The sequence below is a fragment of the Citrobacter sp. TBCP-5362 genome, assembly GCF_005406305.1.
GTDB classification, from domain to species: Bacteria; Pseudomonadota; Gammaproteobacteria; order Enterobacterales; family Enterobacteriaceae; genus Citrobacter_B; species Citrobacter_B koseri.
In genome coordinates, this window is sequence record NZ_CP040234.1 from 674,378 (window position 1) to 694,636 (window position 20,259).

The 20,259-nt window shown below is 53.8% G+C and carries 21 protein-coding genes and 1 riboswitch; of the genes, 13 read left to right on the forward strand and 8 right to left on the reverse strand.

What is annotated here, in order from left to right; translation table 11 throughout:
- Window positions 1-19 precede the first annotated feature (19 nt).
- Window positions 20-1,453 carry a bifunctional D-glycero-beta-D-manno-heptose-7-phosphate kinase/D-glycero-beta-D-manno-heptose 1-phosphate adenylyltransferase HldE gene (gene hldE / locus FD428_RS03250; RefSeq protein WP_012135177.1) on the forward strand — a complete coding sequence of 478 codons (1,434 nt, stop codon included), beginning with the start codon at window positions 20-22 and terminating at the stop codon, window positions 1,451-1,453.
- 174 nt (window positions 1,454-1,627) lie between these two features.
- Window positions 1,628-1,837, forward strand: a complete 210-nt coding sequence (gene glgS, locus FD428_RS03255; protein ID WP_012135175.1) for a cell surface composition regulator GlgS — start codon at window positions 1,628-1,630, stop codon at window positions 1,835-1,837.
- A 34-nt stretch (window positions 1,838-1,871) separates the two neighbouring features.
- Here the strand turns inward: glgS and ubiK are convergent, their stop codons facing one another.
- Entirely contained in the window at window positions 1,872-2,168 is a 297-nt protein-coding gene (ubiK, locus tag FD428_RS03260; RefSeq protein ID WP_024130961.1) for a ubiquinone biosynthesis accessory factor UbiK, read from the reverse strand.
- Between the two features lie 132 nt (window positions 2,169-2,300).
- A riboswitch (FMN riboswitch) is annotated at window positions 2,301-2,506 on the forward strand.
- 105 nt (window positions 2,507-2,611) lie between these two features.
- Between ubiK and ribB the strand changes: the two genes are divergently transcribed.
- Both ribB and FD428_RS21910 read left to right on the forward strand, forming a co-directional pair.
- Window positions 2,612-3,265 carry a 3,4-dihydroxy-2-butanone-4-phosphate synthase gene (gene ribB / locus FD428_RS03265; RefSeq protein WP_012135173.1) on the forward strand — a complete coding sequence of 218 codons (654 nt, stop codon included), beginning with the start codon at window positions 2,612-2,614 and terminating at the stop codon, window positions 3,263-3,265.
- A gap of 293 nt (window positions 3,266-3,558) precedes the next feature.
- Window positions 3,559-3,735: a hypothetical protein gene (locus FD428_RS21910; RefSeq protein ID WP_012135172.1), complete on the forward strand. Its 177-nt coding sequence runs from the start codon at window positions 3,559-3,561 to the stop codon at window positions 3,733-3,735.
- Window positions 3,736-3,754: 19 nt separating this feature from the next.
- Here the strand turns inward: FD428_RS21910 and zupT are convergent, their stop codons facing one another.
- Entirely contained in the window at window positions 3,755-4,528 is a 774-nt protein-coding gene (zupT, locus tag FD428_RS03270; RefSeq protein WP_114848342.1) for a zinc transporter ZupT, read from the reverse strand.
- Between the two features lie 141 nt (window positions 4,529-4,669).
- On the opposite strand from zupT, the gene ygiD reads away from it, so the two are divergent.
- Entirely contained in the window at window positions 4,670-5,458 is a 789-nt protein-coding gene (gene ygiD, locus FD428_RS03275) for a 4,5-DOPA dioxygenase extradiol (RefSeq protein ID WP_047461156.1), read from the forward strand.
- An 85-nt stretch (window positions 5,459-5,543) separates the two neighbouring features.
- On the opposite strand, the gene FD428_RS03285 is transcribed toward ygiD, so the two are convergent.
- The 3 genes from FD428_RS03285 to tolC form a co-directional block, all read right to left on the reverse strand.
- Window positions 5,544-6,704, reverse strand: coding sequence for a glutathionylspermidine synthase family protein (locus FD428_RS03285; RefSeq protein WP_012135169.1), 1,161 nt, complete (start codon window positions 6,702-6,704; stop codon window positions 5,544-5,546).
- A gap of 5 nt (window positions 6,705-6,709) precedes the next feature.
- Entirely contained in the window at window positions 6,710-7,378 is a 669-nt protein-coding gene (locus FD428_RS03290) for a DUF1190 family protein (protein ID WP_012135168.1), read from the reverse strand.
- 215 nt (window positions 7,379-7,593) lie between these two features.
- Entirely contained in the window at window positions 7,594-9,063 is a 1,470-nt protein-coding gene (tolC, locus tag FD428_RS03295; RefSeq protein WP_012135166.1) for an outer membrane channel protein TolC, read from the reverse strand.
- A 199-nt stretch (window positions 9,064-9,262) separates the two neighbouring features.
- On the opposite strand from tolC, the gene nudF reads away from it, so the two are divergent.
- From nudF to parE, 5 genes are read left to right on the forward strand one after another with little or no spacing between them, the layout of a single operon-like run.
- Entirely contained in the window at window positions 9,263-9,895 is a 633-nt protein-coding gene (gene nudF / locus FD428_RS03300; protein ID WP_024130957.1) for an ADP-ribose diphosphatase, read from the forward strand.
- Window positions 9,892-10,314: a DUF1249 family protein gene (locus FD428_RS03305; RefSeq protein WP_012135164.1), complete on the forward strand. Its 423-nt coding sequence runs from the start codon at window positions 9,892-9,894 to the stop codon at window positions 10,312-10,314. The genes nudF and FD428_RS03305 overlap by 4 nt, the downstream gene beginning before the upstream one ends.
- A gap of 24 nt (window positions 10,315-10,338) precedes the next feature.
- On the forward strand, window positions 10,339-11,166 hold the full coding sequence (gene cpdA, locus FD428_RS03310) for a 3',5'-cyclic-AMP phosphodiesterase (RefSeq protein WP_114848341.1): 828 nt from the start codon (window positions 10,339-10,341) through the stop codon (window positions 11,164-11,166).
- Entirely contained in the window at window positions 11,166-11,747 is a 582-nt protein-coding gene (gene yqiA, locus FD428_RS03315; protein WP_012135162.1) for an esterase YqiA, read from the forward strand. Before cpdA ends, yqiA begins: the two co-directional genes overlap by 1 nt.
- Window positions 11,748-11,775: 28 nt before the next feature.
- Window positions 11,776-13,668, forward strand: coding sequence for a DNA topoisomerase IV subunit B (parE, locus tag FD428_RS03320; protein WP_012135161.1), 1,893 nt, complete (start codon window positions 11,776-11,778; stop codon window positions 13,666-13,668).
- Between the two features lie 75 nt (window positions 13,669-13,743).
- On the opposite strand, the gene FD428_RS03325 is transcribed toward parE, so the two are convergent.
- Entirely contained in the window at window positions 13,744-14,595 is an 852-nt protein-coding gene (locus FD428_RS03325) for an AraC family transcriptional regulator (protein ID WP_012135160.1), read from the reverse strand.
- Between the two features lie 165 nt (window positions 14,596-14,760).
- Here FD428_RS03325 and FD428_RS03330 point away from each other — a divergent pair, with 165 nt between their 5' ends.
- Genes FD428_RS03330 through FD428_RS03340 form a run of 3 tightly spaced genes read left to right on the forward strand, consistent with a single transcriptional unit; the run spans window position 14,761 to window position 19,107 of the window.
- Window positions 14,761-16,581 carry a DUF2264 domain-containing protein gene (locus FD428_RS03330; protein WP_114848340.1) on the forward strand — a complete coding sequence of 607 codons (1,821 nt, stop codon included), beginning with the start codon at window positions 14,761-14,763 and terminating at the stop codon, window positions 16,579-16,581.
- 32 nt (window positions 16,582-16,613) lie between these two features.
- Window positions 16,614-17,882 carry an oligosaccharide MFS transporter gene (locus FD428_RS03335; protein WP_012135158.1) on the forward strand — a complete coding sequence of 423 codons (1,269 nt, stop codon included), beginning with the start codon at window positions 16,614-16,616 and terminating at the stop codon, window positions 17,880-17,882.
- Window positions 17,883-17,916: 34 nt separating this feature from the next.
- Complete coding sequence (locus FD428_RS03340) at window positions 17,917-19,107, forward strand: glycoside hydrolase family 88 protein (RefSeq protein ID WP_114848339.1); 1,191 nt, start codon at window positions 17,917-17,919, stop codon at window positions 19,105-19,107.
- A gap of 151 nt (window positions 19,108-19,258) precedes the next feature.
- On the opposite strand, the gene FD428_RS03345 is transcribed toward FD428_RS03340, so the two are convergent.
- Complete coding sequence (locus FD428_RS03345) at window positions 19,259-19,573, reverse strand: putative quinol monooxygenase (RefSeq protein ID WP_012135156.1); 315 nt, start codon at window positions 19,571-19,573, stop codon at window positions 19,259-19,261.
- Window positions 19,574-19,603: 30 nt separating this feature from the next.
- Window positions 19,604-20,185 (reverse strand): NAD(P)H-dependent oxidoreductase, encoded by a 582-nt coding sequence (locus FD428_RS03350; protein WP_047461170.1) that lies wholly within the window; start codon window positions 20,183-20,185, stop codon window positions 19,604-19,606.
- Window positions 20,186-20,259: the final 74 nt, after the last annotated feature.

A 20,259-nucleotide genomic window follows, 5' to 3' on the forward strand; every position in this document is an offset into this window, starting at 1 on the left:
AATCTCTCAGGAGACAGGAATGAAAGTAACGCTGCCAGAGTTTGAACGTGCAGGAGTCATGGTTGTTGGTGATGTGATGCTGGATCGCTACTGGTACGGGCCGACCAGCCGTATTTCCCCCGAAGCGCCGGTGCCCGTTGTCAAAGTGGACACCATTGAAGAACGTCCGGGCGGCGCGGCGAACGTGGCGATGAACATCGCTTCTCTGGGCGCAAATTCGCGTCTGGTGGGTCTGACCGGTATTGACGATGCGGCGCGCGCGCTGAGCAAAACGCTGGCGGATGTGAACGTAAAATGCGACTTCGTTTCTGTGCCTACGCATCCGACGATTACCAAACTGCGTGTACTTTCCCGTAACCAGCAGCTGATTCGCCTGGATTTTGAAGAAGGCTTTGAAGGCGTCGATCCGCTGCCATTGCACGAGCGTATTAACCAGGCGCTGGGCTCAATTGGCGCGCTGGTGTTGTCTGATTACGCCAAAGGCGCGTTGGCCAGCGTTCAGCAGATGATTCAGCTTGCGCGTAAAGCGGGCGTCCCGGTGCTGATCGACCCGAAAGGCACCGATTTCGAACGTTATCGCGGCGCCACGCTGTTGACGCCGAACCTGTCTGAGTTCGAAGCGGTGGCGGGTAAATGTAAAAGTGAAGAAGAGATTGTCGAACGCGGCATGAAGCTGATTGCCGATTTCGAATTTTCTGCGCTGCTGGTGACCCGTTCCGAGCAGGGAATGACGCTGCTGCAACCGGGTAAAGCGCCGCTGCATATGCCGACCCAGGCGCAGGAAGTGTATGACGTTACCGGTGCCGGGGATACGGTGATCGGCGTACTGGCGGCCACATTAGCGGCGGGGAACTCCCTGGAAGAGGCCTGCTATTTCGCGAACGCGGCAGCAGGCGTTGTCGTCGGTAAACTGGGAACATCAACCGTTTCGCCAATCGAACTGGAAAATGCGGTGCGCGGTCGTGCGGATACCGGCTTCGGCGTGATGACGGAAGCCGAACTGAAACAGGCCGTGGCCAGCGCGCGTAAACGCGGCGAGAAAGTGGTCATGACCAACGGCGTTTTTGACATTCTGCATGCCGGACATGTGTCTTACCTGGCGAACGCCCGCAAGCTGGGCGATCGCCTGATCGTCGCGGTGAACAGCGATGCCTCCACCAAACGTCTGAAAGGCGAAACTCGCCCTGTGAATCCGCTGGAACAGCGAATGATCGTGCTGGGTGCGCTGGAGTCCGTTGACTGGGTGGTTTCTTTCGACGAGGACACCCCGCAGCGGCTGATTGCTGGCGTGCTGCCGGATCTGCTGGTGAAAGGCGGTGACTATAAGCCAGAAGAGATTGCCGGTAGCGAAGAAGTCTGGGCCAACGGCGGCGAAGTGCTGGTGCTTAACTTCGAAGACGGTTGTTCGACCACCAATATCATCAAGAAAATCCAGAAAGACAGCGATAAATAACCGCTGAACAGACGGCCCGATACGCACAGCGCCATCGGGCATCTGGCTTGTTTCCAAAGTGTGATGTCAGGCAACTGATATGCGCACTTTTTGCACAACCGTTCAACACATATAAGAGAATACTGAAATTAGAAAAAGCATATGGCCTTAACAGATATTTGATAACTGGAGGGTATGCTGATGAACGACAAGAACGTATATTCGTTAAACAATTTTGATTTTCTGGCGCGCAGTTTCGCCAGGATGCAGGCTGAGGGCCATCCTGTTGATATCCAGGCCGTTACCGGAAATATGGATGAGGCGCACCGCAGCTGGTTTTGCAAACGCTATGCGCTTTACTGCCAACAGGCGACACAGGCTAAGAAGCTAGAACTCGAACACTGAAAATATCAACGGGCCTTACGGCCCGTTGTGGTTTTTACTCTTGCGGATCGACAGGCGGGATGGCGGGCGCAGGTTTAACATCTACAGGTTTCTCACGCGCTTCCAGCTCGCTGAGGCGTTGCTCCAGCAGCGCCAGCTTTTCGCGGGTGCGCAGTAAGACCTGAGTCTGCACGTCAAACTCTTCACGGCTCACCAGATCGAGACGCGTCAGCTGCGATTGCAGCGTCTGACGGATTTTCTTCTCGATATCTTCCCCGAACTCCCGAACCCCTTTCGGCATCGACTCGTGAACCTGACGAGCGAGTTGCTCAATTTTTTTCGGGTCAATCATTGTGGTTTCCCTGAACTGGTAAGTGTCAGAACACATTGTAGTGCGATATGCAGGCGTCATAAACCAGAATTGTGTGTCGCTTAGCGGAGTAAAGGCGTTGATGAAGGTAATCAATAGCGTTATAGTTAACTCGCTTATTCTCAGGGCGGGGCGAAATTCCCCACCGGCGGTAAATCAGCGTATGTCCAAAAGATTTCGCGTTGCGGCAATGCAGCAGCGGCGTGAAAGATGAAGGACAGGTTGAAAGCCCGCGAGCGCTTCAGGTGCAAATCTGAAGGTCAGCAGATCCGGTGTAATTCCGGGGCCGACGGTTAAAGTCCGGATGGGAGAGAGTAACGATCTAGTCGGGCATGGGCCCGCTCACGTTATTTTTTTGCCGCTTGTCGGTACTCCTAAGACTGCCCTGATTCTGGTAACCATAATTTTAATGAGGTTTTTTTACCATGAATCAGACGCTACTTTCCTCTTTTGGTACGCCTTTTGAACGTGTGGAACATGCGCTATCCGCGCTGCGTGAAGGACGCGGTGTGATGGTGCTTGATGATGAAGATCGCGAAAACGAAGGCGATATGATTTTCCCGGCCGAAACCATGACCGTTGAGCAGATGGCGCTGACCATTCGCCACGGCAGCGGCATTGTTTGTCTGTGCATCACTGAAGATCGTCGCAAGCAGCTCGATCTGCCGATGATGGTGGAGAACAATACCAGCGCCTACGGCACCGGTTTTACCGTGACCATTGAAGCCGCAAAAGGCGTGACTACCGGCGTTTCTGCCGCAGACCGCGTAACGACCGTTCGCGCAGCCATTGCCGATGGCGCGAAACCTGCCGATCTGCACCGTCCAGGTCACGTTTTCCCGCTGCGCGCGCAGCCGGGCGGCGTTCTGACCCGTGGCGGTCATACTGAAGCCACCATCGATCTGGTGACGCTGGCCGGGTTCAAACCTGCTGGCGTACTGTGCGAGCTGACGAATGACGATGGCACAATGGCGCGCGCGCCGGAATGCATCGCGTTTGCCGGTAAACACAACATGGCAGTAGTGACGATCGAAGATCTGGTGGCTTACCGCCAGGCGCACGAGCGTAAAGCCAGCTAATTCTGTAGGCCTGATAAGCGAAGCGCCATCAGGCGATGAGATGATAATAAAAACCGAAGCCGATTCGCAGGCTTCGGTTTTTTGTGTTTACAGAGGTCATTAATCCCGCCGTTTATCCCTTATATTTTGCTTTTTTAAACATCCCATCTGTTAATAAAAGCCCAACCTTTTTCTCTATGATCAAAATCATATTCTCGATTTCATACTGTGCCAGTATATAGGGCTACCTCAATATAGGTAGAAAAGGTTTTAACGCTAATTGTTTGGTAATATTAGATTTTAAGGGTAAAAGGATGTTTATCGCCTGGTATTGGCTCGTCTTAATTTTTCTGGTGATCGTAGGGTATTTTTGCCATATGAAACGCTATTGTAAGGCGTTTCGGCAGGACAGAGATGCGCTGCTGGAAATCCGCAATAAATTACTTCGTCGCGATGATGAAGAACGCGTTATGACCAAAGAGCAGGAATAAGCGCTTCCTGCTGCCTCTGTTATCCGATTCCCATCGCCTGAAGCACGACAAGACTCAACCCCATCACCGACATTCCACACAGTACGCCGTAGCTGGGATTATTATTAGGGTCGATCTCTTTTGCCAGCGGCATCAGCTCATCAACGGATAATGCCACCATAATTCCCGCGACGGCGGCCATGATGGACGCCATAACGACCGGTGAGATCAGGCTGCCCAGAATAAGCCACGCCATTACACCGCCAAGAATTTCCGCCATCCCGGAGATACCGGCCCAGAAAATTGCTGTCCGTTTTGAACCGGTTGCGGCGTAGACTGGCCCGGCGACCGCTAATCCTTCAGGAATATTGTGCAAGGCGACCGCCAGGGCAATGCCAAAACCCAATTCGAGGTTGCTGCTGGCGGTGACGAAGGTGGCGATACCTTCCGGGAAGTTGTGCAGGCTGATGCCCAGCGTCAGCAGGATGGCGGTGCGTTTTATCGAGCCGGAGAGAGGACGCGCGGTTTTTTGCACTAAATCTTGTGGATGGGCGTGGGGAAGCAGCCTGTCGAGACCGAAATAACCCAGCAAGCCGATAATAAACATGCCGTAACCCAGCACCGGAGACATGCCATCCGCCGCCAGCGCGGCTGGCAGCATCTCCATCAGCGAGATCAACAGCATAATGCCTGCGGCGAATCCCAGTGAAAACGCCAGCACGCGGTTGGACGGTTTTTGCCCCAGCACGCCAAGAAACGCGCCAATAAAGGTGGCAGCGCCCGCCAGTAAGGTCAGAATTAAAGGTACTGACATCGACAACTCCTTATGATTCAACTGTCCGAACCTGACCTTCAAAATAACTGATGATCTTCATCATGGTTATCTGAGTTCTTCATCCATCGAAAAAGCGTATTGTGATGATATCAAAATGACTCCCTCAGTAAGGATATCATCATGTCTTCAACACGTATGCCAGCATTGTTTTTAGGTCACGGTAGCCCGATGAACGTTCTGGAAGATAATGTGTATACCCGCGCCTGGCGGCATCTGGGGGATACATTGCCGCGTCCAAAAGCGATTGTCGTTGTCTCGGCGCACTGGTTCACGCGAGGGACGGGCGTGACGGCGATGGAAGCGCCAAAGACGATCCATGATTTTGGCGGCTTTCCTCAGGCATTGTATGACACGCACTATCCTGCGCCCGGTTCGCCGGAACTGGCGCAACATCTGGTTGAGTTGCTGTCGCCGACGCCGGTCGCGCTGGATAAAGAGGCGTGGGGCTTTGATCACGGCTCCTGGGGCGTGTTGATCAAGATGTACCCGAATGCGGATATCCCGATGGTGCAGTTGAGCATCGACAGCACCAAACCGGCGGCCTGGCATTTTGAAACAGGGCGCAAACTGGCGGCGTTGCGGGACGAAGGCATTATGCTGGTCGCCAGTGGCAACGTGGTGCATAACCTGCGCACGGCGCGCTGGCATGGCGAGAATACGCCCTACCCATGGGCAACGTCATTCAATGAGTATGTGAAAGCGAATCTGACATGGCAGGGGCCGGTAGAACAGCATCCGCTGGTTAATTACCTCGATCATGAAGGAGGATCGCTGTCGAACCCAACGCCGGATCACTATCTGCCGCTGCTGTATGTGTTAGGTGCATGGGATGGCAAAGAGCCGGTGACGATCCCGGTTGACGGCATCGAGATGGGCAGCCTGAGTATGCTGTCGGTACAGGTGGGATGATTAATGCCCGATGGCGCTACGCTTGTCGGGCCTACGGCACGAATTGTAGGCCGGGTAAGGCGGAGCCGCCACCCGGCACAAGAGACTATTCGACAAAGATATGCGGGTAGAAGCGGGACAGATCCTGGGTGATCAACGCTCTGTCTTCGCGAATACCGATCCCGGCGGGTTGATCGTTGATCAACCAGCTGCCAATCAGCATATAGCTGTCGCCAAACTTCGGCAGCGGGCAGAACTGCTGCACAATCATGCCTTCTTCGCCGTAAGGGCCTTCCACCGCTTCGATCGTTTTCCCGTTCTCAATGATGGAGACGTTAGCGCCTTCACGCGAGAAGATCGGTTTGACGACGAATTTTTCCATTTGCGGATAGTCATCTTCCGCAAAATAAGCCGGCAGCAGGTTAGGGTGATCCGGGAACATTTCCCATAACATTGGGAGCAGCGCTTTATTGGAGATAATGCTCTTCCAGGCCGGTTCCAGCCAGCGAACGCCAGCATCTTCCAGCTTGGTGGAGAACATTTCACGCAGCATAAATTCCCACGGATAGAGCTTAAACAGATTGGCAATCACCTGATCCTGCAAGTCCGAAAACTGACCTTTTTCACCCAGGCCGATATCTTCAATGTAGAGGAACTCGGTGGCGATTTCAGCTTCGGCGGCGCAGTCCTGTAGATACTGGATCGTCCCGCGATCTTCCACGGTATCGCGACAGCAGGTGAGGTGCAGCAGTTGGAAGCCATACTGCTCACGCAGCTCGGCGAAGCGTTCGATCAGCTTTTCTTGCAGACTGTTAAACTGATCGCTGCCTTCCGGCAGGTTGCCCGCATTGAGCTGGTCTTCCAGCCAGATCCACTGGAAAAACGCGGCCTCATACAGTGAGGTCGGCGTATCGGCGTTATTTTCTAAAAGCTTAGGCTCCCCCGTGCCATCCCACGCCAGATCGAGGCGGGAATAGAGCGACGGCTGCTGCGTTTGCCAGGACTGACGTACAAAGCCCCAGGTATGCTTAGGAATGCGAAACTTCGTCATCAGCTCGTCGCTGGCGATCACTTTCTCCACGACCTTAAGGCACATCTGGTGCAGTTCAGCGGTGACGTCTTCCAGCTTCTCAACCTGGTCGAGCGTCAGCTTGTAGTACGCGTCTTCACACCAGTACGGTTCCCCGTACATCGTGTGAAAATTAAAACCGTATTCGGTGGCTTTCTCGCGCCAGTCCGGGCGCTCAGTAATACTGATTCTTTCCATGCGTCTTAGCCGCCCATCGAACGATTCGAGGTGCCGGTGGCGCTACGTTGCATCGTGCTTTGTTTTGCCACTGACTCGCCAAAACCACCACGGGTAACGGTTGTGGTTGTGGCGGGTTTCGGCGCCATCGCGGTTTTCGGTACAGTCATGGTACGGCCAGGCTGTGCGGCGCCGTAGTTCTTGCCGCTGGCGTCGGTGTATTTACCGTAGGCCGGGCTGGCCGGGTTTTTTGAACTGAACAGTGGTTGCTGAGCAAAGCCCGCGCCGCCGCCCATCATTCGACCCATCATATAGCCCGCCATCAGCGGCATCCAGAAGCTGCCGCTGGATTGCGCCTGCGCCTGATTTTCCGGCGCCATACCTGCCTGAGCCGGCGCCTGCTGGCACTGGCCTTCGCCGAATTCAGCCACGCAGTCTTCACGCGTCGCGTATTTCGGCGCGGTACGTTCCGCTTCTTTCAGGGCATTGTTGAATGCGGTCGTACATTCAGCGTTTTTGCCCGGGTTCGCCGCCGAGCAGTCGTCGGCGTTTTGATACAGCGAAACCGTTTCGTCGCTTTTTTCACAGCCGGCCAGCATAAAGACAGCGGTAACCGCCAGAGCAACCGGAGTAAGATGACGTGCGCTCCAGCTTTTGCGGAACGAGGCGTGATGTATAGATTTTGTCCGTTTCATTTTTGTCTTCCAGGACCCAGTGGTAAACACAATAAATAATGCTCAGGATAGTGGATGGCTGGTCGAAATTGAAGCGAGAAGAGGCGAGAATGCGGCAGAATGGCGGGATCTTTACGTTGCCTTACGTTCAGACAAGGTTTAGCGCCCGGTGGCGCGACGCTTACCCTGCCTGGAATCAGGTAGGCTCAATAAGCGAAGCGCCATCGGGCAATTCATCAGTTACGGAACGGGTTGTTACCGTTGCTGCTGGTGGAACGTGCTGAAGCAGGCTGAACCGTACTGGCATTATAGCCATCCGCCGCTGCATCCTGCTGCGGGGTTTCCGGCGCGACGTTGTCCGGGGATGTCGAGATCGGTTTACCCAGCGCATTGTTCAGCGCCACCAGATCCTGCTCGTTCAACGTACCGAGAGCATTCTTGATGTTCAGCTGGTTAATCAGATAGTTATAACGCGCATTCGCCAGTTGTTGCTTCGCTTCATACAGCGCGGTGGTGGCATCCAGCACGTCAACAATGGTACGCGTACCCACGGAATAACCGGCTTCGTTTGCATCCAAAGAGCTTTGCGCGGAAACAACGGCCTGTTTGTAAGCGTTGATGCTGCTGATAGAAGCATTAATGTTGTTGAAGGAAGAGCGCACAGTCTGCACGACGCTGCGGTGCGCGCTTTCCAGCTGTTCGCTCGCGCCAACAAAGTTGTACTGCGCCTGTTTCACCTGAGAGTTGACCATCCCACCCTGATACAGCGGCAGCGAGAAGCTCAGGCCGATTTTGTTCTGGCCCATATTGCTGTCGTCATACTGCGTGCTGTTATGGGTTTTAGAGCCGCTATAAGAGGTGTCAGACACGCCGGTAGAGGCGGTTAAATCCAGCGTTGGCAGATGGCCGTCCTGCGCCTGGCGGATTTGCTCGCGCGCCAGATCCTGGCTCAGACGCGCCTGCAACAGCGTCAGGTTACGGTTTTCGGCCTCTTTCAGCAGAGCGTTAACGGCCTGCGGCTTATCGGTTTTAAAGTTCGTGACATTCAGCGAAGCCAGTTCCGGGTAGTAGTTACCAGTGACCTGGCGCAATTCTTCTACGGCGTTATCCAGATTGTTGCGGGCGGTGACTTCGTTCGCCAGCACGGTATCGTATTGTGCACGGGCGTTTTGCACGTCAGTGATAGCGACCAGGCCGACGTTAAAACGCTGGGTGGTTTGATCTAACTGACGATAAACGGCTTCTTTCTGCGCCTGCGTATAAGAGAGAACGTCAATGGCGTTCAGGACTTTAAAGTAGGCGCTCGCCGTATTGAGGATCAGCGTTTGCTGATCGGTCTGGAACGTGACGTCCTGGATACCTGCGGATTTTTCCTGCAACGTCAGCGCGCGCCATTTTGACATATCAAAAAGGGTCTGGGTTAATTGCAGAGAGGCGCTGGTGGCGTTGGAGTTGATGCCATTCGCATCACGATAGCCGTTGCTGTAGGTGTAATCGGCACCTAAACCCAGTTGCGGCAGTAAAGGACTACGCGCTTCGTTAATTTTTTCGAATGCAGCATCGCGATCGGCGGCGGATTTACGCAATTCCGGGTTGCTCAGGCGTGCTTGCTGATAAACTTGCATCAGGTTCTCTGCCTGGCTCAGTGTGCTGAACCCCGTCAGGCTCAGGCCGATAAGGATGGGGAGCAATTTCTTCATTTGCATTCCTTGTTGTGAAGCAGTATTTAGCGCTGATCAAATTGTAAAAATAATTGCTGATTCTAGCAGAATCCGCCACTGCAAAAAGTTGGCGTTACGTGCCATCCGGCGTTAATTTGCACCAATTTATCACAAGGTCGCTGAAACGGCAGTCAAACGCCCTTGAAATTCACATTTTAATCACTATTGGTACCAGGACAGCACAATGCATAAACCAGACAACTCGCCAATGACTTTCTCCAAAAACGATGTAGAAATTATTGCACGAGAAACGCTATATCGCGGTTTTTTTTCACTGGATCTCTATCGTTTCCGCCACCGCCTGTTCAACGGTGAAATGAGCGGTGAAGTGAAACGCGAAATTTTTGAGCGCGGCCACGCCGCAGTGTTGCTACCCTTTGACCCTGAGCGCGACGAAATTGTACTGGTCGAACAGATTCGTATCGCGGCGTATGACACCAGCGAGACGCCGTGGTTGCTGGAAATGGTCGCCGGGATGATCGAAGAGGGCGAAACCGTTGAGGAGGTCGCTCGTCGCGAAGCAATGGAAGAGGCCGGACTTGAGGTCAAACGGACGAAACCAGTCATGAGTTACCTGGCAAGCCCCGGCGGCACCAGCGAGCGTCTTTCTATTTTAGTGGGTGAAGTGGATGCCACGACCGCGAACGGGATTCATGGTCTGGCCGATGAAAACGAAGATATTCGTGTTCATGTGGTAAGTCGGGAGCAGGCTTACCAGTGGGTAGAAGAGGGGAAAATCGACAACGCGGCTTCTGTCATCGCTTTGCAATGGCTGCAACTGCACTATCAAGAGTTAAAACACGAGTGGAAAAAATGAAGCGTTACACACCTGACTTCCCTGAAATGATGCGCCTGTGCGAAACTAATTTTTCGCAATTGCGCCGCCTGTTGCCGCGCAATGACGCACCCGGCGAAACAGTAAGCTATCAGGTGGCCAACGCGCAATATCGGTTAACGATCGTTGAATCGACCCGATACACTACGCTTGTTGCGATCGAGCAGACGGCGCCAGCCATTACGTACTGGAGCCTGCCGTCACTTACGGTGCGCCTGTACCATGACGCGATGGTGGCCGAAGTGTGTTCAAGTCAGCAGATCTTTCGCTTCAAAGCGCGGTATGATTATCCAAATAAAAAGTTGCATCAACGCGACGAAAAGCATCAAATTAATCAGTTTCTGGCCGACTGGCTGCGTTACTGTTTAGCACATGGAGCGATGGCGATTCCGGTTTATTAGCGTCGTGAAACCTAAGGACACCATTTGGAAAGCCTGTTAACCCTTCCTCTGGCTGGTGAGGCCAGAGTCAGGATCTTACAAATTACCGATACTCACCTGTTTGCCGAAAAACATGAAACGCTGCTGGGCGTGAATACCTGGGAAAGTTACCAGGCGGTGCTGGATGCGATTCATGCCGGGCAGCACGAATACGATCTGATCGTGGCGACAGGTGATTTAGCGCAGGATCAAACGGCTGCGGCCTATCAGCACTTTGCTGAAGGTATCGCAAGCTTTCGCGCGCCTTGCGTTTGGTTGCCGGGTAACCATGACTTTCAGCCCGCGATGTACAGCGCGTTGCAGGAAGCGGGGATCTCCCCGGCCAAACGCGTGTTTATCGGCGAACAATGGCAAATCTTGCTGCTGGATAGCCAGGTTTTTGGCGTACCGCATGGTGAATTGAGCGACTTTCAGCTTGAATGGCTGGAGCGCAAACTTGCCGATGCGCCGGAGCGCCACACCTTGCTGCTTCTGCATCACCATCCATTGCCTTCGGGATGCAGCTGGCTGGATCAGCACAGCCTGCGTAACGCGGCCGAACTGGACAGCGTGCTGGCGAACTATCCTCGCGTCAAATACCTGTTGTGCGGTCATATTCATCAGGAGCTGGATCTTGACTGGAATGGCCGCCGCCTGCTGGCGACGCCGTCCACCTGCGTCCAGTTCAAGCCACACTGCGCGAACTTCACGCTGGACACGATAGGGCCAGGCTGGCGGACGCTGGAACTGTACGCCGGGGGTTCTCTGGAAACGCAAGTGCATCGTCTGCCGGGGACTCAATTCCGACCCGATACCGCTTCGGAAGGATACTGATGTCTACGCTTCTTTATCTGCATGGGTTTAATAGCTCTCCGCGTTCGGCAAAGGCATGTCAGCTTAAAAGCTGGCTGGCGGAGCGCCACCCTCATGTTGAGATGATCGTGCCGCAACTGCCGCCGTATCCTGCCGATGCGGCAGAGTTGCTGGAATCTATCGTGCTTGAACACGGTGGAGCGCCGCTCGGCGTCGTCGGATCGTCGCTGGGCGGCTATTACGCCACCTGGCTGTCGCAGTGTTTTATGTTGCCTGCGGTGGTGGTGAACCCGGCGGTGCGGCCGTTTGAACTGCTGACCGACTACCTCGGTCAGAACGAGAACCCCTACACCGGGCAGCAATATGTGCTAGAGTCTCGCCATATTTACGATCTTAAAGTCATGCAGATTGACCCGCTGGAAGCGCCGGATTTGATCTGGTTGCTGCAACAGACGGGGGATGAAGTGTTGGACTACCGCCAGGCGGTGGCGTATTACGCCTCCTGCCGCCAGACCGTTATCGAGGGCGGAAACCATGCATTCACGGGCTTCGAAGATTATTTCAACCAGATTGTCGATTTCCTTGGACTGCACAGTTTCTGACAATCAATTCGAATTGCTAATTTAAATCATGACGCAAACTTATAACGCTGATGCCATTGAGGTACTCACTGGGCTTGAGCCGGTACGCCGCCGCCCGGGGATGTACACCGATACAACCCGCCCGAACCATCTTGGGCAGGAAGTGATTGATAACAGTGTGGATGAAGCACTGGCGGGTCACGCAAAACGCGTGGATGTGATTTTACATGCCGATCAGTCACTGGAAGTGATTGATGATGGCCGTGGGATGCCGGTGGATATCCACCCGGAAGAGGGCGTTCCGGCGGTTGAACTGATCCTCTGCCGACTGCATGCGGGCGGTAAGTTCTCCAACAAGAACTACCAGTTCTCCGGCGGTCTGCACGGGGTGGGGATTTCCGTCGTCAACGCCTTGTCAAAACGCGTGGAAGTCACCGTGCGTCGTGATGCCCAGGTCTATAGCATCGCCTTTGAAAACGGCGAGAAAGTGCAGGATCTTCAGGTTGTCGGGACATGCGGTAAACGTAATACCGGCACCAGCGTTCACTTCTGGCCGGATGAAACTTTTTTCGACAGCCCGCGTTTTTCCGTCTCTCGCTTAACCCATATCCTGAAAGCGAAAGCGGTGCTGTGCCCTGGCGTTGAAATCACCTTTAAAGATGAGGTCAACAATAGCGAGCAGCGCTGGTGCTATCAGGATGGCCTGAACGACTATCTGGGCGAAGCGGTTAACGGTCTGCCGACCCTTCCTGAAAAACCGTTTATCGGTAATTTTGCCGGTGATACGGAAGCTGTAGACTGGGCGCTGCTGTGGCTGCCGGAAGGCGGCGAGCTGCTGACCGAAAGCTACGTTAACCTGATACCGACGATGCAGGGCGGCACTCATGTGAACGGGCTGCGCCAGGGTCTGCTGGACGCGATGCGTGAATTCTGCGAATACCGCAATATTCTGCCGCGCGGCGTGAAGCTGTCTGCGGAAGATATCTGGGATCGCTGCGCTTACGTGCTCTCGGTGAAGATGCAGGACCCGCAGTTCGCCGGGCAGACCAAAGAGCGTCTCTCTTCGCGCCAGTGTGCGGCGTTTGTGTCGGGCGTGGTGAAAGACGCCTTCAGCCTGTGGCTGAATCAGAACGTTCAGTCTGCGGAGCTGCTGGCGGAGATGGCCATTTCCAGCGCCCAGCGTCGACTGCGCGCGGCGAAGAAAGTGGTGCGCAAAAAGCTGACCAGCGGCCCGGCGCTGCCGGGCAAACTGGCGGACTGTACCGCGCAGGATCTCAATCGTACCGAACTGTTCCTCGTGGAAGGGGACTCGGCGGGCGGTTCCGCCAAGCAGGCGCGCGATCGTGAATATCAGGCGATCATGCCGCTGAAAGGTAAGATCCTCAACACCTGGGAAGTCTCTTCCGATGAAGTGCTGGCATCGCAGGAAGTACACGATATTTCTGTGGCGATCGGCATCGATCCAGACAGCGACGATCTGAGCCAGCTGCGTTACGGCAAGATCTGTATCCTGGCGGATGCGGACTCCGATGGTCTGCACATCGCCACGCTGCTCTGCGCCCTGTTTGTGAAGCACTTTCGCACGCTGGTGAAGCACGGGCACGTCTACGTTGCGCTGCCGCCGTTGTACCGTATCGATCTCGGCAAAGAGGTTTACTATGCGCTGACGGAAGAAGAGAAAGCGGGCGTGCTGGAACAGTTGAAGCGTAAGAAAGGCAAGCCGAACGTGCAGCGCTTTAAAGGTCTGGGTGAAATGAACCCGATGCAACTGCGCGAAACCACGCTCGATCCGAACACCCGTCGCCTGGTGCAGCTCACTATCAGCGACGAAGACGATCAGCGTACCAACGCCATGATGGATATGCTGCTGGCGAAGAAACGCTCCGAAGACCGCCGCAACTGGTTGCAGGAAAAAGGCGATATGGCGGATCTCGACGCGTAATCGACCATTGAATGCCTTATCCGGCCTACGCTCGCATTGTGCCCGTAGGCCGGATAAGCGAAGCGTCATCCGGCGTTACTGTCTATGCCGCTTGCGATACTGTAACGGCGTTTCGCCAATCCCTTTGCCAAAGGCGCTAATAAAGTACGTCACGTCTGAAAACCCCACTTGTCGGGCAATCTCCCGCACACTCTCCTCGCTGTGTAACAACGCTTCACAGGCTTTGCGTAACCGAAGGGTATTGAGGTAATTGAGGATGCTTTCACCGGTTTCAAAATGAAAACGCCGGGAAATGTAGCTTTTTGATTTTCCTGACTCTTCTGCCAGCTCGCTGAGGCTGAATTTACGGGTGTAATTTTCATCCAGCCAGAACATCACCTGGCTTGCTATTCCGGTGCCAATCTCCGTCATATTGACGTTATCTTCGGGCAACAGGCTAAATAAACTCAATAACAGGCAGGAAATCTGTTCGGCGTTAAGCGGCTTGAGCGCTGCCATTTTCTCGTAACGGCTGAAGAGAAAATCAACGTGCGGGTGAATATCCGCCACATCGAATACTCTGGCCTCGCCGCCACGTACGGTCAGACTTTGCAGACGCTGTTGATTAAGCGGAAAATCGCGCAGCACTTTCAGTACCGCATGCTGATCGAGGTGAATAATGGTTCGGCGGTAGTGGTCTTGCGCCTGCTCATCCACCATGATTTTATGCAGGGTAAAGGGCGGGAAAAAGAATAATCGACCTGGCCGCATGGTGTATTGCTGGTGATCGACGATCACCACGCCAAATCCTTCCTCCACATACAGCACCTCCAGACACTGATGCCAGTGGTGATAGCGAACCGAGTTAGCAAATAATCGACTAAATGACGCAATGGCGTCATTGAGCGCGATCAGTTCCAGATGTTCCTGAGATGAGGGTGCATTCATAGTGCAACAGATTTAAATTTTTGCCTCTGAATTCTGGTTTATAAACCTTGTTTTTAAATTTTTTCAATCACTGTTTTATTTTAATTCTATTGGTGTGATTGAGATAACATTTCCGCTTGTCGGCGATTCACTATCCTTTAGCCACTTAATTCAGAGGGGCAGAGTATGTGGTCGGCAACTGAAGAAAAATCAAATCCATTGTCATTCCGTGAAGACGTAATCAGCGCCGTCACAACGATGCTGAGCGCGCTGGATAAACAGTTTCCCGCAGGAGCGGCGCAGTTTTCACTGGGTGACACCTGCGCGCACTACAGTGTGGATATCGCCTGCATGGAAGGGCTCTCCAGAGCGTTATGGGGTCTGTTTCCTCTGATGGCTGGCGGCGCTGAGGTGCCGTTTGCTGATAAGTATATTCAGGCGATTAAACTCGGCACCGATCCACTCAGTCCGCACTACTGGGGCGATACCGACCCTTACGATCAGCGTCTGGTTGAGATGGCCGTCTACGGTCTCGGCCTGGCGTTGTTGCAAACGCGTTTAACCGACAAGTTCAGCGAAACGGAACTGGCGAATCTTCATCGCTGGCTAAACCAGATCACCGACGCGCAAATGCCGGACAGCAACTGGAACTACTTTGCGATTATCGTCCAGTTGGGTTTCAAACGTGCCGGGCTGCCGTTCGATCAGGCGGCGATCGACCGCCGTTTTACGATGATGGAAGCGTACTACCTGGGTGACGGCTGGTATGCCGATGGCCCCGGTCGCCCAAAAGATTACTACATTTCAATGGCTTTCCATTTTTACGGGCTGTTGTACGCCACGCTGAACCCGGAAGATGCTGCCCGTGCCGTCACCCTGCGCGAACGCGCTCGCCTGTTTGCCGCTGATTTTATCTACATGTCGGCAGCAGATGGCGCATCCGTACCGTTTGGCCGCAGTCTGACCTATCGCTTTGCGATGGTCGCGTTCTGGAGCGCGGCGGCGTTTGCTGAGCTGGATGTCTTCTCGCCGGGCGTGATTAAAGGGGTGATCCTGCGGCATCTGCGCTGGTGGCAGCAGCAGCCGATCGTCGATCGTGACGGCATTCTGACGTTGGGGTTTGCTTATCCGAATCTGGCGATGTGTGAAGATTACAACTCGCCGGGCTCCCCTTACTGGGCGCTGAAGGTTTTTTTGATCCTCGCCTTGCCGGACGATCACGCCTTCTGGCAGGCCGAAGAACTCCCGCTGCCGCAATGTGCAGAAAAACACGTTATTCCCCATGCCGCACAAATTTTGCAGCACAGTGAGAATTCAGACCATGTCACGATGCTGACTTCGGGCCAGCTTGAACTGAATAACTACGTTAACACCGAAGCGAAATACACGAAGTTTGCCTACTCCAGCCGTTTTGGTTTCACCATTGAACGCGGACGCTATGGCCTTAAACATGCGGCGTGCGACTCCATGCTGCTGCTGGCGGATGGCGACAACTATTTCCGTGGCCGCCGTCGCTGCGACGAAGTGCGGGTCGATGAGAATTTTATTTTTTCCCGCTGGTCTCCGTGGCATGACGTCACTGTCGAGACCTGGCTGGCGCCCTTCGGCGAGTGGCATCTTCGCCTGCACCGCATCCACAGCGCGCGAACGTTGCAAACCGTGGAAGGCGGCTTTGCGGTGATGAAAGCGGCGCATCAGCTCAGTGAGCGCGGATGCTACCTGGCGGCGGAGAATGGATGCAGCACGATCGTCGATCTGTCGCCCGCGCTGGCCCGCCAGCCGGACAGCATTATTACGCCGCCGAACAGCAGCATTATGTTTGCACAATGCGCCGCGATTCCACTGCTTACCGCAGAGATTGCACAGGGCGAAAGCTGGCTGTGTTGCGCGGTTTCTGCTTCCGGGCAACAGAAAAAATATACGGCAATTCCGCAACTGCAAATAAACGATAACCAGGTGGTTATTCGCGAACCAGAAAGCGCACGCCAGTTATCGTTCTTTTTATAAAACTCTGGCCCCTACACGTTGGCGAGGATGGTATGAAAAATTGTTCAACAAATAACAGAACTGAATATTATAAAATCAGTAGCTTTATATTCCTCTATTTTTTTACCTGGTCTGCCAGTATTGGTTTACTGGCCATCTGGCTGGGGCAGAAAGCACAGCTAAGCGGCACGGTTATTGGTACGGTGTTTGCGGTAAACGGTATTTTTGCGGTCATTCTGAAGCCCATTTATGGCTACATTCTCGATAAAATCGGCATGAGCAAATACCTGCTCTATTTTGTTGTGATGATGTCGGCACTAATGGCGCCATTCTTTATTTATGTTTATCAGCCATTATTGCTTTCAAACACCATGCTGGGCATTGTTATCGGCGCGATTTACCTGAGCTTTGCCTGGTATGCTGGCGTGGCGGCTTGTGAATCCTACTCTGACCGCTTCAGCCGTCTTAACGGCATGGAGTTTGGCCAAATCCGCATGTGGGGCTCGCTGGGGTGGGCGGTGGCGTCGTCGTTTTCCGGCCTGCTGTTTAACCTCTCTCCGGCGTATAACTTCATTATGGGCAGCGTGGCGTCGGTAGTGATGCTGGTGGTACTGCTGAGTCTGAAAGTGAATGTGAATGCGGCAAACGCAGCGGACGTGCTGACAAAAGAGAAAATCGTCCCGGCGGATGTCTACGCGCTGTTGCGCAGCCGTAAGTTCTGGGCGTTCTGCCTGTACGTCGCCGGCGTGGCGTGGATGATGTTTATCGCAGAGCAGCAGTTCTCCCGCTACTTTGTCACCTTCTTCTCTGACGTACATGAAGGCAACGCGGTGTTTGGCTATCTGGGAACCGTGCAGTCGGGAATGGAATTTGTCATGTATATGGTGGTTCCATTATTTGTTAACGCGATCGGCGCTAAACGCGGTTTGTTGATTGTGGGGGCGCTGGTTGGCGCGCGTCTGATTATTTCCGGGCTGTGTGATTCACACCTGCTCATCTCCGTACTGAAGCCGCTGTATGGTCTGGAAATCTGTCTGCTGTTGGTTTCGGTCTTTAAATACATTGCTGAACACTTTGATAAACGCGTCAATGCGACCATGTATTTATTGGGCTATCAGGCAATGCTGTATGTCGGCAATGTGGTGATCTCTTCACCTGCCGGATTAATGTATGACCGAATTGGTTTTGAGAAAACGTATATCATCATGGGGATTATTGCGCTGACCTTTACGCTTATTTCGGCATTTACCTTATCGGCATGTCAGAGTAAATCCCGCCATCGTACTGCTATTGAGATCGCCGAAAATAATACGGCGCATTAAATTTCATTGGGTTTAATTTAGAAGGAACCGAAATATGTTAAATCATATCGTTGAGGAAACGTTGCGCGCATTTCCTGGCAGCCCGGTTGATGCCGGAACTTTTCAGGATGAAATGATCAGTGCGCGTGAACACGTCCTCGAACTGATTAGCCGTCATTTAACGGAATTCGGTGAAAAATTTCCTGCCGAAACCTGCGTTAACGGTTATTACCCGTTAACTGATAACGTTGAGTGGACTACCAGCTTCTGGACCGGGCAACTGTGGCTGGCGTGGGAGATGAGCGGCGAGGCGAAATATCGTGAACTGGCGGAAAAACATGTGCGTTCTTTTGGCCTGCGTATTGCCGGACGCCACGACACCAACACCCACGATCTGGGGTTCCTTTATACCCTGTCCTGCGTCGCAGCCTGGCGACTGACGGGCAACCGTGATGCGCGTGGTTTTTCGCTGATGGCGGCGGAAGCGCTACTGGAGCGTTTCCATGAAAAGGCGCAGATTATCCAGGCGTGGGGCGATCTTAACGATCCCGAACAGGCCGGGCGGATGATCATCGACTGCAACATGAACCTGCCGCTGCTGTACTGGGCGAGCGAGCAGACGGGCGATCCGCGTTTTGCCGAGGCGGCAAAAGCCCATGTGGCGCAGGCCGCGAAATACCTGATCCGTGAAGATGCGTCTACCTTCCATACTTACTACATGGATGTGAAAACCGGCGCGCCGCGTTACGGCAACACCCAGCAGGGTTATGCGGATGATTCATGCTGGTCGCGCGGTCAGGCGTGGGGGATTTATGGCTTCCTGCTGAGCTATATCTACACGGGCGACAAAGAGATGGTGGCGCTGTCGAAAAAGCTGGCGAACTATTTCCTTAATCGCCTGCCGGAAGACGCGGTCTGCCATTGGGATCTGGCGCTGGTGGGGACAGACGCGCTGCGTGACGCCTCGTCGGCGGCGATTGCTGTGTGCGGCCTGCTGGAGTTGATCAAACACCTGCCCGTGACCGATCCGGATCGTGAGTGTTATCAGCAGTGGGCGATGGGAATCATGTCATCGCTAACGAAGCGCTATCTGATGGCGAAAAATGAGAAGGGGAACGGGCTGTTGAAACATTCGGTGTACCACCTTTCGAGCAACAAAGGGGTCGATGAGTGTGCAAGCTGGGGGGATTATTTCTACGTGGAAGCGTTAACGCGTTTTACCCAGTGCTGGAAGCTGTACTGGTAACCATATTGCCCGGAATTGCCCGGTGGCACTGCGTTTACCGGGCCTACATTCGGGGAATGCGCTGTAGGCCGGATAAGCGGAGCGCCATCCGGCGTTAGTGTCGTGCTGTAGGCCGGATAAGCGAAGCGCCATCCGGCATTTAGCGCAAAACTTAAACGCCTGACTCCAGAATACGGATACTTGTTTCCAGCACGTCGCCTTTAACGGCTTCGGCGTAGGCTTTCATATGCGGGGTTTGCAAATGCGCTTCGAGATGCGCAACGCTTTCCCACTGTTCAACCATCACGATTGAGTCAGGTGCGGTCGTCTGAAAGGCCACGCCCGCAGCGTGATCGACCATCGGCGCGTAGCCGTGGCAACCCTCTTCTTTCAGCACGGTCGGAATGATTTTGGCAAACTGATCCAGTACCGCCTGACGGTGATGTTGACCTGGACGGGTACGGATTTCAGCAATGACAGTAAGCATGGTTAACTCCTTCTAATTCCAGGCTACTAGTTAACCAAAAATCTCGCTCAGATGCTTGCGATATTCTGCGATATAACGCGGGACATCCGGCATTTTGATGACGTCATTGGTGATAAAGGTCGGCAGCGCTTCCATTCCGAGGAACTGATTGGCCTTGTGGAACGGCAGGTATACGCCATCCACGCCAACGCCGTGGAAGAACTGATCGTTGTCGGTGAAAGCCTCCATCGGTGCGTTCCAGGTCAGAGAAAGCATGTATTTTTTCCCCTGAATCAGACCGCCGGAGCCGTATTTTTTTGACGCGTCCGAACGGGTGCGGCCATCGCTGGCGTACAGCGTACCGTGGCCTTCGGTAAAGACGTCATCCATGTATTTTTTTACGGTCCACGGCGCGCCCATCCACCAGCCAGGCATCTGCCAGATAACCACGTCAGCCCAGACGAAGTGCTGTACTTCGGCTTTGACATCGTAATCACTTTCAGCGCGGACGATTTTAACATCATGCCCGAGGTCGCGCAGAAGGCCATCCGCCACTTCGGTCAGGGTATCGTTCAACTGACCATTGGAGTGCGCAAATTTTTTCGCCCCGTTGATAATCAGAATGTTGCTCATTATTTGTCCTCTCAGGAATGCGTTTGAAACAGATTTTACGCAGATGAGCGGCCCGGTGAAATGAGCAAAATGTG

Excerpts from the sequence above, each read along its gene's own strand:
- hldE (WP_012135177.1), top strand. The coding sequence starts at position 20 with ATGAAAGTAACGCTGCCAGAGTTTGAACGTGCAGGAGTCATGGTTGTT.
- glgS (WP_012135175.1), top strand. The coding sequence starts at position 1,628 with ATGCTGATGAACGACAAGAACGTATATTCGTTAAACAATTTTGATTTT.
- ubiK (WP_024130961.1), bottom strand. The coding sequence starts at position 2,168 with ATGATTGACCCGAAAAAAATTGAGCAACTCGCTCGTCAGGTTCACGAG.
- ribB (WP_012135173.1), top strand. The coding sequence starts at position 2,612 with ATGAATCAGACGCTACTTTCCTCTTTTGGTACGCCTTTTGAACGTGTG.
- FD428_RS21910 (WP_012135172.1), top strand. The coding sequence starts at position 3,559 with ATGTTTATCGCCTGGTATTGGCTCGTCTTAATTTTTCTGGTGATCGTA.
- zupT (WP_114848342.1), bottom strand. The coding sequence starts at position 4,528 with ATGTCAGTACCTTTAATTCTGACCTTACTGGCGGGCGCTGCCACCTTT.
- ygiD (WP_047461156.1), top strand. The coding sequence starts at position 4,670 with ATGTCTTCAACACGTATGCCAGCATTGTTTTTAGGTCACGGTAGCCCG.
- FD428_RS03285 (WP_012135169.1), bottom strand. The coding sequence starts at position 6,704 with ATGGAAAGAATCAGTATTACTGAGCGCCCGGACTGGCGCGAGAAAGCC.
- FD428_RS03290 (WP_012135168.1), bottom strand. The coding sequence starts at position 7,378 with ATGAAACGGACAAAATCTATACATCACGCCTCGTTCCGCAAAAGCTGG.
- tolC (WP_012135166.1), bottom strand. The coding sequence starts at position 9,063 with ATGCAAATGAAGAAATTGCTCCCCATCCTTATCGGCCTGAGCCTGACG.
- nudF (WP_024130957.1), top strand. The coding sequence starts at position 9,263 with ATGCATAAACCAGACAACTCGCCAATGACTTTCTCCAAAAACGATGTA.
- FD428_RS03305 (WP_012135164.1), top strand. The coding sequence starts at position 9,892 with ATGAAGCGTTACACACCTGACTTCCCTGAAATGATGCGCCTGTGCGAA.
- yqiA (WP_012135162.1), top strand. The coding sequence starts at position 11,166 with ATGTCTACGCTTCTTTATCTGCATGGGTTTAATAGCTCTCCGCGTTCG.
- parE (WP_012135161.1), top strand. The coding sequence starts at position 11,776 with ATGACGCAAACTTATAACGCTGATGCCATTGAGGTACTCACTGGGCTT.
- FD428_RS03325 (WP_012135160.1), bottom strand. The coding sequence starts at position 14,595 with ATGAATGCACCCTCATCTCAGGAACATCTGGAACTGATCGCGCTCAAT.
- FD428_RS03330 (WP_114848340.1), top strand. The coding sequence starts at position 14,761 with ATGTGGTCGGCAACTGAAGAAAAATCAAATCCATTGTCATTCCGTGAA.
- FD428_RS03335 (WP_012135158.1), top strand. The coding sequence starts at position 16,614 with ATGAAAAATTGTTCAACAAATAACAGAACTGAATATTATAAAATCAGT.
- FD428_RS03340 (WP_114848339.1), top strand. The coding sequence starts at position 17,917 with ATGTTAAATCATATCGTTGAGGAAACGTTGCGCGCATTTCCTGGCAGC.
- FD428_RS03345 (WP_012135156.1), bottom strand. The coding sequence starts at position 19,573 with ATGCTTACTGTCATTGCTGAAATCCGTACCCGTCCAGGTCAACATCAC.
- FD428_RS03350 (WP_047461170.1), bottom strand. The coding sequence starts at position 20,185 with ATGAGCAACATTCTGATTATCAACGGGGCGAAAAAATTTGCGCACTCC.